Raw genomic sequence first — 16,636 nt, 5'->3', positions numbered from 1 at the left:
TTTACTTACCCATTATATATCATATTATTGATTTTGGAAAAAATTTTTTACTGCGATTCATTTCCAACATTGAAGAAACCACGGAAGTTATTGCAATTAAAGTAAAAACCACTTAAGAAATCCTTAAATGGTTTTAAAATCCAGTAAAACCGCCAAATAGAGGCGAGATGATTTGAATAATTTTTGTCATCCAATCAAAGAACAGCAGAATACCCATGACAATCATGATATATCCCCCTACCTTCATAATGGTCGCACTGTTCTTTTTTATCCAATTCATGCGTCCAATAAAGAAAGATAGAATGAAAAACGGAATAGCAAAGCCAAGGGTATAAGCAATCATGTACGCCAAACCTGAGCCAGGATTAGAAGCCGCAAGACTAATAACAAATCCGAGAATGGGTCCAGTACAAGGTGTCCAACCAGCTGCAAATGCCATCCCAATTAAAATCGAACCGATATAGCCTGATGGACGATGTTTAAATTCAATTTTGCGCTCTTTCATGAGGAATTCTGGTTTTAGAATCCCGACGATCATTAGTCCAAATAAAATAATAAAGATGGCGCCTAACTGACGAATTAAATCTTTATACGATAAGAAAAAGTTGCCGAGCAGGGAGGTTCCAAAGCCAATGGCAATAAAAATGATGGAAAAGCCGATAATAAAGAATAGAGTATGTAAAAGGCTGCGTTTTTGAAGCATGGCGTTTTCGCCCTTCAATTCCCCGACGGACATTCCAGTTATGTATGAAAGGAACGCAGGATAAAGCGGCAAACAGCATGGGGAGATAAAACTCATGAATCCGGCACCTGCTGCCATAAAAATATTTACATCTGACATATTAACACTCCCATAATAGTCGATACCTTTTCATTCTAACAAAACTTGACTACAAAAGATAATGATTACCATGAATATTTTGTGTCTCAGAGGATTTTGTTTTTTCAAAATATTTTTAATTGGATAATTTTTTACAAACCACTTTGAAATTATTTACAAGTTAGGTTATACTAGTAAACAGTTCCTAGTTAAAAAAAACTATTTTTTTCTTTTTTTCCAAAGCCTAGGATATTTTTCGGAAAGGAAAGTCGGCCGTGATCAAACAGGAATTAATCACATTAATTGAATTAAAACGAGCTGAATTAATTAAAGTCGCAAACTCCTACGGCTTTACTTCCTCCGTTGCTATTCGATATAGCCAAGAACTGGACAATCTGCTTAACGAGTATAATCGAAGGTATTTGGCCAAAGCCACATCATAATATATGTATAAGCCTGGTCTCCCAGGCTTTTTCTTTTAGTTTACAGCATCTTCCAACCTTTCTACTAACCCATTTTGAAGGAGGAACATTTTATGATATAACCCTCCCTGCGCCAGTAGTTCTTGATGAGTTCCACGCTCAACAATTTCACCCTGATGGAGGACGAGAATTAAATCTGCGTCCTGGATCGTAGAAAGCCTGTGAGCAATAGCAATCGTCGTCCGCCCCTTGCGCATTTTTGCTAGAGCTGTCTGAATCGCTTCTTCCGTTTCTGTATCTATATTGGCAGTAGCTTCATCGAGAACGAGAATTTTTGGATTGGCGGCAATGGTTCTCGCAAAAGCTAATAACTGCCGTTGTCCACTGGAAAAAGTTGATCCCCGCTCCACAACCTTATGTTTATACCCATCATCCAGACGTTCAATGAAAGTATGTGCTTGAACAAACCTCGCTGCCTCTTTGATCTGCTCATTCGTCATCGTTTTGTTATGAAGTCGGATATTATCCATCACCGTTCCATAAAATAAAAACGGATCTTGCAGAACGAGTCCTAATTTATCCCGTAATTCATGCTTGGAATACTCCCGAATGGACTTGCCATCTATTAAAATATCACCGCGTTCATACTCATAGAACCGCATCATTAAATTGATGATAGAGCTTTTACCGCTGCCGGTATGGCCCACAAGAGCAACTGTTTCTCCGGGATTAGCTGTAAAGGTAATATTTTTTAACACGTCTCGTTGCCCGTCATACGAAAAACTTAGATTACGAAATTCTATTTTTCCATCGTTTATTGTATGGTCTTTCTCCTCATTTTGTTTAGGGGCCCATTCATCGTTATCCAACAATCGGAATACACGTGAGCCAGCCACAATCGCCTGCTGATACAGACTAAGTCGCATCATCATTTGATTAACTGGTTCAAAGAAACGTTCCAAATAATTGACAAACGCGTAAACAACTCCAATTTTGATGGTGGTATCAAAGGACGTAATGCCAAAGTACGATAACACAATAATTAAGGCAAAAATATAAATTAAATCAATAGCGGGCCGTAGAAGCAATCCATCAATTTTAATGTTCTTCATGCCGGCATTATAGTGCAACTCATTAATATGGCCAAATTCCTTACGAAGGCGTTTTTCTTGACGGAATACTTGAATGATGGACATTCCTTGCAAAGATTCACTAAGTTTTGCATTTAATTGGCTTAAACGCTCTCGCATATCAAGATAATATCGTGAACTTAGTTTTCGGTATAATGCCATGACAAATATCAGAACTGGAATGATGATCACACAAAGCAAGGCTAGTTTCACATTCAAAATAAACATGGCAATAAAAATTCCCGATAGTAAAAACCCGCTTTGGATAAATGTTGAAATGACCGTTACAAACATATCCTTTATTGCCTCTGTGTCATTCGTAACCCTTGAAACGATGCTTCCAGCAGGAGTCTTATCAAAATACTTCAATCCAAGAGCTTGAACCTTTGAAAACACATCAATTCGAAGCTGCTGGATTATTAACAAAGCAATTTCTTGAAATTTAACCAATTGAAAAAATAATAGAATGGATTTGACTATTTGTATTCCCATATAGGTTGAACCGAGAATCAATAATGGCTTAAACTCCAGCTTACCAGGCGTCAAATAATCATCAATAAAGATCTTCACTAAAATTGGCAGCACAATGTCTCCAACAGTGGTTAACAATAGGAGAAAGAATGCAAAGCCAATCACTTTTTTATGTGGTTTCGTATAGGAAAGTAGGCGAAATAACACCTTTCTTTGCTCTTTACCCGATAGATCCATTTTTTCATCCATGTTATCTCCCCCCATGCTCCACCAATTCTTCTAATTGCTGCCGGATAAACATTTCATGATACCAACCGTTGAGTGTCATTAACTCATCGTGTGTACCCCGTTCAAAAATTTTTCCTTCTTCTAGTACTAAAATGAGATTGGCGTGTTGGATGGCACTTAAACGATGTGAGGTGATGATGGTTGTTTTTCCTTGTCGGTTTTCTTTCAATGAAGAAAGAATGGCTTCCTCCGTCTTAGCGTCAACGGCTGATAAGGAGTCGTCTAAGATTAGTACTTCAGGATTCATTAGCAGGGCTCTAGCTATCGATATCCGTTGTTTTTGACCGCCGGATAATGAAACCCCACGCTCTCCTACCACCGTTTGATATCCTTCTGTAAATTGAAGAATATCCTCATGGATGTTGGCTAATTTAGCAGCATGTTCAACTACCCCTTGCGGTACACTTGGATTGGTAAAAGCAATGTTTTCAGCGACAGTTGCGGAAAACAAGAAATGATCTTGCGGGACATAGCCAATAGCTTCACGTAATTTTTCCAAGCGGTAATGACTTAGAATCTTATCACCAAAACGAATATCACCTTGTTGTCCCTCAAATTCTCGTATTAAAAGTTTGAGCATTGTCGTTTTACCGGCACCCGTTTTCCCGACAATTCCCAAGGTGTTTCCTCTTTTTAAGGTAAAATGAATATTTTTTAATACAGGTTGTGACTCACCAGGATAGGTAAATTCGTTAAGCTGATATTGAAGATCACCATGCGGCATTTGATCTAAGGCACCTTCTTCGTCCGAAATTTCCACCTTTTCCCTTAATAGAGCAGCTACACGGTCATAGGAGGCCCGACCACGTTCCACAATATTAAACAGCCAGCCGAATGCCAACATGGGCCAAATCAGTAATCCCAAATAAGTGGTAAACGAAATCAACTCACCGATCGTTAATTCATTATTCAAAACATACTTAGCTCCAAAAACAATGGCTAGGAAAAAAGAGATCGCTACGATGATGGAGATGGTCGGATCATAGAGTGAATCTATCTTCGCTACAAGTATATTTTTTTGCACAACATCCTCTGATTGTTTGCGGAAATCTTCAATATCTTCCTTTTCTTGACCGAACGTCTTGATAACCTTTATGCCAGTTATACTCTCTTGTGTTTTATCATTTAAGGAAGAAAAGGCCTCTTGGGCTTTATAAAAGCTTTTATGTAACATTGTACCAAACCAGCTCGTTAGCATAGCCATAAAAGGCATAGGAATAAGGCAGATAAGCGTCAATTTCCAACTGATGGTGAACGCCATTGCCATAATGACAAAGCCCCCTGTTGAGAGCGAATCTACTAAAGTTAATACGCCTACCCCTGCTGTTTGCTGAATCGCTGAAAGGTCATTGGTGGCGTGGGCCATTAAATCACCTATACGACTTTTTTGATAAAACGATGGTGACATGTTTGTAAAATGGTGATATAACCGATTCCTAAGAATCTTACTAAGCTTGACAGAAGAGCCGAAAATCATAATCCTCCAAAAATATCTAAGAATATACATGGCAAGACCAGTGACCACTAAAAGGAGCATCCACTTCCCCAACATCCCTTTTGTAAGAGTTCCTTCATGTATATGATCGGCAATAATACCGATAATTTTTGGAGGCGCCAACTGTAAGAGCGCTACCAATAATAAAAGGAGAATTCCAGTTATGTATGCTTTTTTCTCTTGTTTAAAAAACCAGCCCAATTCTAAAAATACTTTCACCCTAACGCCCCCGAATCAAAAAAACTAAACATTTCGCATTCCGAGGTTTTATTTTATCAAATATTTCCAAAATAATAAAGATTAAGAAACCTGTACATTTGAAAAGACACCCTCAACGAGGGTGTCCAAATGAAATTATTTTACAAGATGAAACTGCTCTTCAAGGTGCTTATGAATTAAAGCAAGGTCCACTTTTCGTTCATCTATTGATTTTATCTCTGCTTGAATCTCATCAAGTTCATTTTGGTAAATATCTAACATATTGGTTTGTAGCTGATGTCTTAATTTAGTCAGTAATTCTATTTTCATAAATAGGACAGCTTTTCTTTGATTTAATATTGCTTTATTCTGACTAAGCTCTTTCTCTTGTTTCAAGATCTCATTAAGCCAAATTTTTGCTGATTCCTGACTATTCATTTTTATCACCTCCTATCCATTCTACCTATTTCTACATAATGGTAAATCTTTCCTACAATCTAAGAAAGATGTAACAATTTAGACAAAATTTATAAAATGAAAAAACCACTTTATCTGAAAAATACAGATAAAGTGGTTCTGTTTGGAAAATGATTAATTTGCAATTCACTAAAGAATCAATTGAATAAGAGCTCTCCATTGCAATTAAATCATTTATTTTGATTGCTTGTTCATAGCATTCATCATTTGTCTGATCTTCTTCTCAGAAGGCTTCATGCCCATTTGCATCATCATGGTTTTAAGCATTTGCTCATTAATTGGCGGATTTTTCTTTAAATAGCTCATCATATATTTGCGAGCAATGAAAAATCCTAGTGCTACACCAGCTGCTAATGCTAGTATACCAACTAGAATGTACATACCCATTAAAAATTTCCTCCTTCATGTTGTCTACCATAGAACAGTTTACTAAATAAAACAGATTTAGACAATATTTCGTTGCAATTAGACAAATTTTCTTTCTTTTATTGGCTTTAACCAGCCAAATCGTTCATGTTCCAAATCGATTGCCAAAAAGGAAGACTCACATTTACGGAGCACTTCAAAAAACGCCGTCTCTGCCTCATAGCTTCCATGTGCCTCCATTAGAATGTAATCCTGATATACTTGAACTCTTGCCATACTTATTTTTCCACTTAATTCAAGTGTATATGCACCATGATCTGCTTTATATCCCTTTAATCTTCCAAGCTGTTTTTGAATAAGCTGGTGGATTTTTAGGACCTCAATTCTTTTCGTAATATAGGCAATTTGTTTTTTTATAATAAATTGGAGGTCACCGCTTGCTAGCTGACTTTCCTGGAATAGCTGAAAAAATATTCGCTCTCTTCCGAAGTAATGGGTGGCAAATTCATCTTCTATTAAGTAAAGCTGATATTTTCTCACACAGACCTCTCCTTCGCTAGATTCCCTTTTATCTATTATAAAAAAACAGAATAGAAACATTTGTCTTACCGTGGCAAAAACTATTTCTTTTTTTGTCGATTACAAGGAATCCAATATCAATAAACACACTCTGGAGATTAGATGAGAATATTATTATACGCAAAAAGAGAGAGTGATGAGCCACTCTCTCTTTTGCTTTACATTATTGTTGTAAAAGGGCTTTTACTCTTGCAACTACGTTGGTAACTGTAAAGCCGTATTCTTCCATAATCTTTTCACCTGGTGCAGATGCTCCGAATGTATCGATTGCTAGAACATCTCCTTCATCACCAACATATTTATGCCAGCCGAAAGATGCCCCTACTTCGATACCTAAACGTTTCTTCACGTTTTTCGGTAAGATCTCGTTTTTGTATTCCTGTGATTGCTTTTCAAAGCGATCCCATGATGGCATGCTGACTACAGAAACTTGAACTCCCTCAGCAGCAAGAGCTTTTTGCGCTTCAACCGCTAGGCTTACTTCTGATCCCGTTGCTAGAAGCAGAGCATCAGGAGTTTCTTTTTCTGCTGCGGAGACGACATAAGCACCTTTTGAAACTCCTTCATAAGCATTTTGATCGGTACCTTTTAAGGTTGGTAAATCTTGACGAGTTAGTACAAGTGCAGTAGGTTGATTAGTTGACTCAACAGCTAATTTCCAAGCTGCAGCAGTTTCATTACCGTCAGCTGGACGAATAATGGAAAGATTCGGCATTGCTCTTAAAGCAGCAAGCTGTTCAATTGGTTCATGGGTAGGTCCATCTTCCCCGACGGCAATACTATCGTGTGTGAAGACATACGTTACCGGTAAGCCCATTAATGAAGCAAGACGAATAGCTGGGCGCAAGTAGTCAGAGAACACGAAGAACGTTCCACCAAACACTTTAACTCCACCATGTAGTGCTATACCGTTCATAGCAGCACCCATCGCGAATTCACGGACACCAAACCAAACGTTCCGGCCTTCATAGGAATCAGGCATGAAATCCTTTGAACCTTTAATCATCGTTTTGTTGGATCCTGCAAGGTCCGCTGACCCACCAATTAAGATTGGAAGATTTTTTGCAATTCCATTGATTACTTCACCAGAAGAAGCACGTGATGCTAACGCCGTTCCTTCAGAGTACACAGGTACATCCTTGTCCCAGCCTTCAGGAAGTTCATGATTTAAAACTTGCTCTAATTGTTTTGCTAATTCTGGATAGTCATTTTTATACTGAGCAAAAAGGTCATTCCACTCTTTTTCTTTCTTCTCGCCATTTTCAACGATAAGCTTTTGGAAGTTAGAGTAAACTTCTTCTGGTACATGGAAGTCCTTTTCAAAGGTCCATTTATAGGCTTCTTTCGTAAGCTTTAATTCATTGGCACCTAGAGGTGAACCGTGTACTCCAGAAGTGCCGGCACGATTTGGAGAACCATAACCGATTACTGTTCTAACCTCAATCATCGTTGGTCTATCTAAATCATTTCTAGCTTCTTCTAATGCTTTGGAGATTTCTTCTAGGTTGTTTCCATCCTCAACACGAAGATACTGCCAACCATAAGATTGGAAACGTTCTTTCACACTTTCAGAGAAAGATTTATTTAAATCCCCATCTAGTGAAATATCGTTAGAATCGTACAGAACGACTAAACGTCCTAATTTCAAGTGACCTGCTAAGGAAGCAGCTTCTGCAGATACACCTTCCATAAGATCTCCGTCACCACAGATACTATATGTAAAATGGTTCACGAGTTCATATTGATCTTTATTATACACAGATGCTACGTGGCGTTCAGCCATTGCCATACCTACAGCCATAGCAATACCTTGTCCAAGTGGACCGGTAGTTGCTTCAACTCCTTCAGTATGACCATACTCTGGATGCCCAGGAGTTTTGCTACCCCACTGACGGAATTGTTTTAAATCATCCATAGATAAGTTGTATCCAGATAAGTGTAGCATGCTATATAACAAGGCAGAGCCATGTCCGGCTGAAAGAACAAAGCGATCACGATTAAACCAATGAGGGTTTTTAGGATTATGGTTCATAAAACGTGTCCATAAAGCATATGTCATTGGAGCGGCACCCATTGGCATTCCTGGATGTCCGGAGTTTGCTTTCTCAATAGCATCAATCGAAAGCGTGCGAATCGTAGTAACGGATAAATCGTCAATAGTATTAAACATAATTACATCCTTTCTTCATCTAATAGGATTTATAAGCACACATCATTAATATTATAGTGCATCTACATATTATTCAACACATTACAACAAATTAAGCTAGGAAAGTCATTTTGTTCTTTATTTTGACACAGAAGTGACTAATCTATGTAAAAAAGCCGCCCAAGAACAAATTGTTTTTCATCTAAAACATAATCCATTGTGATGAAAAATTAATCTGTTCAAGACAGCATTTTGTGTATTAATGTAATTTATTCTTTTTTATACGCTTTATTTTTTCTGGAGTAACATCGTTTCCTAATGGGTCGATAATAGTAGTATTGGTCAAAGTATCAATCATATTGGAACGAAATGCAGCAAGATACTCACTTCTTAGTTTTGATTGCTCTTTTGCCTCGATTTCGGTTAAGCCTGTCGCTTTTGCTTTTCTGGCTAATACATTAATTCTGGCAATTTTCTCTTTGGATAGCATAAAGCCCATTCCTTTCAAAAAATCTGTTTAGATAACAACAGATTTTACTAGAAAAAAGAGGCAATGACAAGATTATTGATTTTCTTCTTGTTCTTCCATATATTCTTGGTATCTACGATGAACAGTTGCTTTTGAAACAGGATACCCGAAACCTCTTAAGGTAGCTGCTATTTCAGCAAAGGTGAGCTTATTTTTTCTAAGCCTAACTACTTCATCGATAGGCATCTCCAATTTTTCTCGTCCAGAATTCATCCCTTGGTTTGATAAGTTTTTCTGTGGTTTGTAACCCTGCTCAACAGCTCGTTTCATGCCACGTTTAATTTTCACATTATGTAATTTTCTTTGGTATTCCTCAACCATACCGACTATTTTCAGGACCATAGAATCTGATTCCGACAGTTGTAATTCTCCATTATGTGAAATACTAAAAAGCTTAATTCCTTCTTTTAAAATACAGTGTAAGATGGCAATTTTGGCATTACCTCTTCCAATTCTTGTTTCATCCTGAATTAATACCGCATTAATGTTTTGATCCTTTATATGTTCTAAAAGTTGAAGAATTCCATCTCTCTCCAAATCATAACCACTTGCCTTTTCTTTAATAATGTTGACGATCTCAAATTGATGGAAATTAGCGAGCTGTATTAATTCTTCCTCTTGTCGTTCTAATGAAGTCTCCTGGGTTTCTTTATTGGTGCTTACACGACAATAAATAATAGCTTTCATTCTATTACCCTCTATTCATTTGCTACACTTGCAAATTGATTGGTCGTTTCGTCTTTACTTACTGGGATCATTATCTTCTCTCCAGGGTATATTTCCTCACCGATGTTTTCATTATGTTTTTTTACCCAATTAACAAATTCCTCGTTAGAAAGCGAATGAAGTCCTGAATATTGTTTGGAAATCTTCCATAAGGAGTCCCCTTCAGAAACTGTTACTTTTACATATTTATCTTGATCGATCGTTTGGTTTTTCACAGAAAGTATGAATGCAAGAGAACAACTTAAAATAACAAGAATAATAGTAAATGAATATTTACTCCATAATTTTTTCATCATTATCACCTCTTACGGAATGTATGTTCGTTTATTTGCCTTGATTATATTACGAACATTTGTTTGTTGTCAAGTTATTTTCGAACTTATGTTTGTATAACGATAGCGAACATGTTATAATTAAGGTAAGAAAAACCAGGCGAGGTGCAATTTATCATGGTAAAAATATCAAAGCGGCAGCAGGATATCCTGGAATTTATTAAAGAAGAAGTCAAAAGCAAAGGATATCCCCCATCTGTACGGGAAATAGGGGAAGCTGTTGGACTTGCCTCCAGCTCCACTGTCCATGGACATTTAGCTAGATTAGAAAGTAAAGGGTTTATTAGAAGGGACCCTACAAAGCCTAGGGCGATCGAAATTTTAGAAGTGGATGAGGCGGCACATATTCCTAAAAATAGGGTAGTAAATGTTCCTGTTGTTGGTAAGGTAACTGCCGGTCTACCTATTACAGCTATCGAGAATGTTGAAGAGTATTTTCCTTTACCAGAAAGACTTGCTCCAGCAGATGAACATATTTTCATGCTTGAGATTATGGGTGAAAGTATGATTGAAGCTGGCATACTTGATGGGGATTATGTCATTGTAAAACAACAGCAAACAGCCAATAACGGGGATATTGTTGTAGCCATGACAGAGGAAGATGAAGCTACTTGTAAGAGATTTTTCAAGGAAAAGGATTATATTCGTTTGCAGCCTGAAAACTCTACAATGGAACCAATAATTTTGAAAAACGTTTCGATATTAGGTAAAGTAATCGGCGTTTATCGGCAGATTCATTAAAGTGTATTAAACCGGCAGGTGCCGGTTTTTTGTTTTCATAGGTTCATAATCACTTACATATTATACAAAACATACACCTCCAAATTTTGGACTTTAACCTAAATTCGGGGGCTATTCTAAAAAACTCTATTTTTTTCACCGTAGGTCCGATCATATCCGCGATTTTGCAATTCAATGACTAATTGTTTTGCTTGTTCGTAAGTCGTTTCAATAACAAATTGATATGGATCTATTTCAGCAGGTTGTTCACCAGGTCCATATATATTTCTTGGCAACTCCCTCACTTTTTATAGCCACGCTTTTCGAACTCTAATACCAAATCTCTTGCCTGCCAATACGCTGCATTTGGAATAATTATTTTAGGGAGACTCTTTCGCACCCCTTCCTGTTTTTTGGTAAATCCGGTATTTTCATAATTACTATACTGTAAGCTAGTTTCATTTAAATATACATCGATAAAAACAGATTGTAAAAATGATTTGTAGTGTCTATTTTTCTATTGATTCGACATAATAATATATACCATTATTGGAGTCAATTTTAGGATTTACCATTCCTTTTTTGGTTTCGATTGCTATATTTTTATCTTTAGTTACACCGGTAAAAATGACAAACTTCTTATTTGAAAGTGTTTTTGTTTCCCAACTTATTTTAGACACATTTACTAGGACGTCTGGATTGGCTCTATACCAAGTATATTTCCCGTTCCTTTTACTAATGTTCGAAACTCCTAATCCTATTCCATTCTTTAATTGTTTTTTGTAAAAAATAAATAATTCACCGTTGTCCTTTACTTTACCTATAACATCTTTTTTATGAACGTTTTCTTCTTTTAATCCATAATTAATAGCTTTATCCACATCTTTAAACCACTTTACATTTTCATTTTCATTTACCAAAACAGAACAACCAGTTGTAATTAAAACAATTAATAAAATACAAAACTTTTTCAAAACGAAATCAGCTCCTTCATTTTGGTACTTTTTTTATTCTATGTATCGGAAATAAAATCCTTTAGAGGTATATATTACTAACTTCTTGATATTAAAAGCCATTAATCGAAGGACGAATATCGAAAGAAAAGTGGTATTCAGAGGTGTTTAGGAATAGAGCTCCAGAAATGGTCAATGTGAAATGAATGGAAATTGAATTGATTGATATGCACGAAGAATATTCAAAAGATTTTAGGGATGAATTGTAAAAAACAATATTTACCTATGCCTCCTAGGCAAACTTCTACTCAAATAAAAAAGCCCTGACGCATAGAGCGCCAAGGCTTCCCCTATATTAGTACATGCTCATGTACTGATCTCTTTCCCATTGATGAACGACGGTGCGGAACATATCCCACTCAATCTCTTTTGCTTCCAAAAAGTGTTCAAGAATGTGTTCGCCAAGACCTGCTACGATTACTTCATCTGATTGAAGTAATTCAAGAGCTTGAGCTAGTGTCGCAGGAAGATCTACGATACCTTCTTCAATTCTCTCGTCTTTGCTCATCACGTAGATGTTACGATCTACTGGAGCTGGAGGAGTTAATTGATTCTTGATTCCATCAAGACCTGATTTTAATAATACTGCCATTGCTAGATAAGGGTTTGCTGCCGGGTCAACACTACGAACTTCGATACGAGTGCTTAGACCGCGAGATGCAGGGATACGAATTAATGGTGAACGGTTTTGTGCAGACCATGCAACATAACAAGGTGCTTCGTAGCCTGGTACCAAACGCTTATAAGAGTTTACTGTAGGGTTTGTTACTGCTGTAAAACCAGAAGCATGTTTGATAACTCCTGCGATAAATTGACGAGCCGTATCACTCAATTGTAAATCGCCTGTTGGTTCAAAAAATGCATTTTGGCCATTTTTGAATAAGGAAAGGTTGCAGTGCATTCCAGAACCGTTTACTCCGAATAATGGTTTTGGCATGAAAGTTGCGTGCAAGCCATGCTTACGAGCGATTGTTTTTACAACAAGCTTAAAGGTTTGAATTTGGTCACAAGCTGTTAAGGCATTAGCATATTTGAAATCAATTTCGTGCTGACCTGGTGCTACTTCGTGGTGAGAAGCTTCAATTTCAAAGCCCATTTCTTCAAGTTCAAGGACGATATCACGACGGCAGTTTTCACCAAGATCTGTTGGGGCAAGGTCGAAATAACCACCCTTATCGTTTAATTCTAATGTTGGTTCGCCTTTTTCATCTAATTTAAATAAGAAGAATTCTGGCTCAGGTCCTAAGTTGAAATCAGTAAAGCCAAGATTTTCCATTTCTTTTAATACGCGTTTTAAGTTATTGCGCGGGTCACCAGCAAACGGTGTGCCATCTGGATTGTAAATATCACAGATTAGACGTGCCACTTTACCTTTTTCAGCAGTCCAAGGGAAAATCACCCAAGTATCTAAGTCTGGATATAAGTACATATCTGATTCTTCGATACGAACAAAACCTTCGATAGAAGAGCCATCAAACATCATTTTGTTATCTAATGCTTTTTCTAATTGGCTGATAGGAATTTCAACGTTTTTGATTGTTCCTAAAATGTCAGTGAATTGCAACCGGATAAATTTAACATTTTCCTCTTTTGCGAGTTTTTGAATATCAGCTTTCGTATACTTCGCCATGATAAACCCTCCAAATAATAATTTATTTAATGGAAAAAGCGTGAAAGATCGCCTTGTCGTAATGATGAACGGTTAAATCTACCATTTGAGTGCATTAACTCGTTTCTCAGTAGTTTTCTAAGTTCTTCATCAGATAATTCGCGTTTTTCCTTTTTAACTTGTTGTTCAGTTTCACTAGCATGTTGCTCTTTTACCAAGAATAGTTGTTTAATTCCCGCCATGTTGACTCCTTGGTCAATTAGATCTTTGATCTCTAGGAGTCTATCAATATCATTCAAACTGAAAAGACGTCTGTTTCCATCGGTTCTGGCCGGAGAAATCAATTGATGCTCTTCATAATATCGAATTTGTCTAGCAGATAATTCGGTTAACTGCATAACGGTTCCGATTGGAAACAATGGCATGGAACGGCGAATTTCTTTTCCGCTCACTTGAATTTCTCCTCCTCTTTGCTAATTCATATTGCTATTATATTTGGTGTAAGAAAATATGTCAACAATATGTAAGGAAATCTAACATGGTTTTTTATTTTAAATTTTTTATTTGTTATATTTTTTAGAATATATAAATAGAACTTAAAAAGGACAGCCCTATTTATGAGCCGCCTTCGTATGTTTCCCCTATTAAAAATGTATTAATCCTTTTTCAACCAAAGAATCAATCCCCAAGAGAATAGCAATCTTTACATGGGAATATGTTAGCCCCCCCTGGACATAGACAACGTATGGCGGTCTTATAGGGCCATCAGCTGTAAGTTCAATACTGGCTCCCTGCACAAATGTACCTGCTGCCATGATCACATCATCCTCATAACCCGGCATATAATTTGGGTACGGGGTTACATAGGAATTTACCGGTGAGGCAAATTGGATTGACTGACAGAAAGCAACCATCTTATCCTGGTCATCGAATTGAACAGATTGTATTAGATCGGTTCGATTCGCATCCCATTTTGGGGATGAATTTAACCCTAATTCTTCAAGTATTGCTGCAGTAAAGACGGCTCCTTTTAAAGCCTGTCCCACTACATGTGGAGCTAAGAAAAATCCTTGGTACATATCCTGAAGACTATAAAGGGAAGCGCCAACCTCCCGACCAATCCCAGGTGCCGTCAATCGGTATGAACAGGCTACTACCCATTTTTCCTTACCGACTATATATCCCCCTGTCTTTGCAATGCCACCGCCTGGGTTTTTGATCAATGAACCAGCCATTAAGTCGGCACCGACATGGCATGGTTCCCTGTCTTCTACAAATTCTCCGTAGCAGTTATCAACAAAAACGACTACCTCTGGCTTGATTTCTTTAACATACTTTATCATTTCCCCGATTTCATCGATTGTAAACGAAGGTCTAGTGGCATAACCTTTTGAGCGTTGAATGCCAATCATTTTCGTGTTTGGTTTTATTTTTTCTGTTACTGACTTCCAATCGATATGACCTGATTCAGTCAAGTCCACATGATTATAAGTAATGCCGAAATCCTTTAAGGAACCAACCCCATTACCGCGAATACCCACAATCTCTTCAAGAGTGTCGTAAGGCTTGCCTGTTATATACAGCAGTTCATCACCTGGCCGGAGCACGCCAAATAATGCCGTGGAAATGGCATGGGTGCCGGAAGTGATTTGTGAACGAACAAGTCCGGATTCTCCTCCAAATACATCCGCATATACAGATTCCAATGTATCTCTGCCCATATCATCATACCCATATCCAGTAGTGGGATTGAAATGAGATTCACTTACTCTGTGTTTTTGAAAGCTTTGTAAGACACGGAATTGATTAGCGTCGATTCTTTCATCGATTTCCTTATGTACAGCAGCAATTTGATGTTCGACCTTTTCAACAATCTGCTGCAGTTTTTCCCCATTTTTTAACTGATGAAACATATTTATAACTCCTAACTATACATTAAATTTCTCTAATTGCCCCGCAATTTGCGACTCGGGTAAAGAAAAACCTTTACACCGATAAAGCTGGGTGTCTTCATCAAAGGATAATTCCCTTAAGATGGTTTCATTTTTTAATTGAGAAAGCAATTTGCCTTCAGTTGAAGGCACCTTTACGTCATAGGCCTTCATCATCTCCGTGACGACCTTTTCCAATTTCACCTTTAAATCTTTACGATCCTCAGGATCGAAAGCGCTGATAAATACGGTTGGTGTTTCTGCTGTTGGGACAAAATCTGAGTGCTGGACGTCGCGTTTATTATAAACGGTTAATTGTGGAATATCCTTTACTTCTAAGTCTTTAAGCAGTTTATTGACCGTTTTTTCGTGATGAAAATAATCTGGATTGGACATATCGACCACATGCAGAATTAAGTCCGCTTCTTTCACCTCTTCAAGAGTGGAACGGAAAGCGGCAATCAGTGAAGTTGGCAGATCCTGTATAAAACCAACTGTATCGGTAATGAGGGAAAGAAATCCGCTTGGTAAAATTAATTTACGTGTCATTGGGTCCAATGTAGCGAATAGTTGATTTTCTTCATAGGACTCTGCTTCTGACAAGCGGTTAAACAGCGTAGACTTACCGGCATTTGTATAACCGACAATGGCAATTTGAAATGCTTTATTCTTCTTTCTCCGTTCACGGTACCGCTCCCGGTGCTGAACAATGACAGAAAGTTGACTCTTGATATCATCAATTCTACGTCTGATATGACGGCGATCTGACTCCAGTTTCGTTTCCCCGGGACCTCTCGTACCGATACCGCCTCCAAGTCTTGAAAGAGCGATACCTTGTCCCGCAAGACGAGGCAAGATATATTGAAGCTGGGCAAGCTCTACCTGAAGTTTCCCTTCTTTAGAACGAGCTCTCTGTGCAAAAATATCTAAAATTAATTGCGTTCTGTCAATAATCCGAGCATCCACTTCTGCAGCAAGGTTTCGTTTTTGACTAGGAGAGAGCTCATCATTAAAAATGACTAATTCAACTTCCAGTTCTTCCACCAAAACCCGTAATTCTTCCACTTTCCCTTTTCCAATATAAGTTGCTGGATGCAGCCGTTCCCGTTTTTGGACCAGCGTCGCCACCACTTCTCCTTGGGCAGTTTCGGTCAATGATTCTAATTCATCCATGGAATATTGAAAGCGCAGGTCATCATCTTCTTGTGTTTGACCACCAACCAGTATTGCTTTTTCCTTTGTTTCCTTTTGTTCCAAAAAGCATCCTTCCCTTCCAAAAGGCTCTAATTACCATGATAGCAAAAAAGATCACAATACTCTAATTTTCCATAAAATATGGTTGAAATATTTGTTGTCAGTGATAAAATTTTATCTAAAATGT

General features: G+C 37.6%; 18 protein-coding genes. 2 read left to right on the top strand and 16 right to left on the bottom strand.

Features of this window, described 5'->3' with window-relative positions; translation table 11 throughout:
* Positions 1-133 precede the first annotated feature (133 nt).
* Entirely contained in the window at positions 134-841 is a 708-nt protein-coding gene (locus tag ACI3K6_RS16795) for a cytochrome c biogenesis CcdA family protein (RefSeq protein ID WP_335476468.1), read from the bottom strand.
* 254 nt (positions 842-1,095) lie between these two features.
* Between ACI3K6_RS16795 and ACI3K6_RS16790 the strand changes: the two genes are divergently transcribed.
* The gene (locus ACI3K6_RS16790; protein ID WP_335476466.1) at positions 1,096-1,263 is read left to right on the top strand and encodes an aspartyl-phosphate phosphatase Spo0E family protein; all 168 of its coding nucleotides are present in this window, start codon (positions 1,096-1,098) and stop codon (positions 1,261-1,263) included.
* A gap of 35 nt (positions 1,264-1,298) precedes the next feature.
* Here the strand turns inward: ACI3K6_RS16790 and ACI3K6_RS16785 are convergent, their stop codons facing one another.
* The 9 genes from ACI3K6_RS16785 to yneA all read right to left on the bottom strand — a co-directional run bounded on the left by ACI3K6_RS16785 (position 1,299) and on the right by yneA (position 9,943).
* A complete protein-coding gene (locus ACI3K6_RS16785) occupies positions 1,299-3,092 on the bottom strand; it encodes an ABC transporter ATP-binding protein (RefSeq protein ID WP_435555733.1) in 1,794 nt (597 codons plus the stop codon).
* A 1-nt stretch (position 3,093) separates the two neighbouring features.
* Positions 3,094-4,845: an ABC transporter transmembrane domain-containing protein gene (locus tag ACI3K6_RS16780; RefSeq protein WP_435555732.1), complete on the bottom strand. Its 1,752-nt coding sequence runs from the start codon at positions 4,843-4,845 to the stop codon at positions 3,094-3,096.
* A gap of 135 nt (positions 4,846-4,980) precedes the next feature.
* Positions 4,981-5,262: a hypothetical protein gene (locus ACI3K6_RS16775; RefSeq protein ID WP_435555731.1), complete on the bottom strand. Its 282-nt coding sequence runs from the start codon at positions 5,260-5,262 to the stop codon at positions 4,981-4,983.
* Between the two features lie 213 nt (positions 5,263-5,475).
* Positions 5,476-5,688, bottom strand: coding sequence for a YneF family protein (locus tag ACI3K6_RS16770; RefSeq protein WP_335481068.1), 213 nt, complete (start codon positions 5,686-5,688; stop codon positions 5,476-5,478).
* A 78-nt stretch (positions 5,689-5,766) separates the two neighbouring features.
* Positions 5,767-6,207, bottom strand: a complete 441-nt coding sequence (gene sirA / locus ACI3K6_RS16765; RefSeq protein WP_435555730.1) for a sporulation inhibitor of replication protein SirA — start codon at positions 6,205-6,207, stop codon at positions 5,767-5,769.
* Between the two features lie 202 nt (positions 6,208-6,409).
* A complete protein-coding gene (tkt, locus tag ACI3K6_RS16760; RefSeq protein WP_435555729.1) occupies positions 6,410-8,416 on the bottom strand; it encodes a transketolase in 2,007 nt (668 codons plus the stop codon).
* Between the two features lie 238 nt (positions 8,417-8,654).
* On the bottom strand, positions 8,655-8,885 hold the full coding sequence (locus ACI3K6_RS16755; protein WP_335481063.1) for a DUF896 domain-containing protein: 231 nt from the start codon (positions 8,883-8,885) through the stop codon (positions 8,655-8,657).
* Positions 8,886-8,957: 72 nt separating this feature from the next.
* Positions 8,958-9,611, bottom strand: coding sequence for a YneB family resolvase-like protein (locus ACI3K6_RS16750; protein WP_435555728.1), 654 nt, complete (start codon positions 9,609-9,611; stop codon positions 8,958-8,960).
* An 11-nt stretch (positions 9,612-9,622) separates the two neighbouring features.
* A complete protein-coding gene (gene yneA / locus ACI3K6_RS16745) occupies positions 9,623-9,943 on the bottom strand; it encodes a cell division suppressor protein YneA (protein ID WP_435555727.1) in 321 nt (106 codons plus the stop codon).
* A 156-nt stretch (positions 9,944-10,099) separates the two neighbouring features.
* Between yneA and lexA the strand changes: the two genes are divergently transcribed.
* Positions 10,100-10,723: a transcriptional repressor LexA gene (gene lexA, locus ACI3K6_RS16740; RefSeq protein ID WP_435555726.1), complete on the top strand. Its 624-nt coding sequence runs from the start codon at positions 10,100-10,102 to the stop codon at positions 10,721-10,723.
* A gap of 116 nt (positions 10,724-10,839) precedes the next feature.
* Here the strand turns inward: lexA and ACI3K6_RS16735 are convergent, their stop codons facing one another.
* The 6 genes from ACI3K6_RS16735 to hflX form a co-directional block, all read right to left on the bottom strand.
* The gene (locus tag ACI3K6_RS16735) at positions 10,840-10,998 is read right to left on the bottom strand and encodes a hypothetical protein (protein WP_435555725.1); all 159 of its coding nucleotides are present in this window, start codon (positions 10,996-10,998) and stop codon (positions 10,840-10,842) included.
* Positions 10,999-11,211: 213 nt separating this feature from the next.
* A complete protein-coding gene (locus ACI3K6_RS16730; RefSeq protein WP_435555724.1) occupies positions 11,212-11,676 on the bottom strand; it encodes a hypothetical protein in 465 nt (154 codons plus the stop codon).
* A gap of 334 nt (positions 11,677-12,010) precedes the next feature.
* Entirely contained in the window at positions 12,011-13,345 is a 1,335-nt protein-coding gene (gene glnA, locus ACI3K6_RS16725) for a type I glutamate--ammonia ligase (RefSeq protein ID WP_435555723.1), read from the bottom strand.
* Between the two features lie 26 nt (positions 13,346-13,371).
* The gene (locus tag ACI3K6_RS16720; protein WP_435555722.1) at positions 13,372-13,776 is read right to left on the bottom strand and encodes a MerR family transcriptional regulator; all 405 of its coding nucleotides are present in this window, start codon (positions 13,774-13,776) and stop codon (positions 13,372-13,374) included.
* Positions 13,777-13,968: 192 nt separating this feature from the next.
* Positions 13,969-15,237: a methionine gamma-lyase family protein gene (locus ACI3K6_RS16715; protein ID WP_435555721.1), complete on the bottom strand. Its 1,269-nt coding sequence runs from the start codon at positions 15,235-15,237 to the stop codon at positions 13,969-13,971.
* Positions 15,238-15,252: 15 nt separating this feature from the next.
* Positions 15,253-16,512 (bottom strand): GTPase HflX, encoded by a 1,260-nt coding sequence (gene hflX / locus ACI3K6_RS16710; protein WP_435555720.1) that lies wholly within the window; start codon positions 16,510-16,512, stop codon positions 15,253-15,255.
* Positions 16,513-16,636 lie beyond the last annotated feature (124 nt).

The sequence above is a fragment of the Neobacillus solisequens genome (assembly GCF_051233465.1).
In the GTDB taxonomy this organism is placed as follows: Bacteria; Bacillota; Bacilli; order Bacillales; family Cytobacillaceae; genus Neobacillus.
Note: the sequence above shows the minus strand (reverse complement) of the source record. Positions and strands in the feature narration are given on the sequence as shown.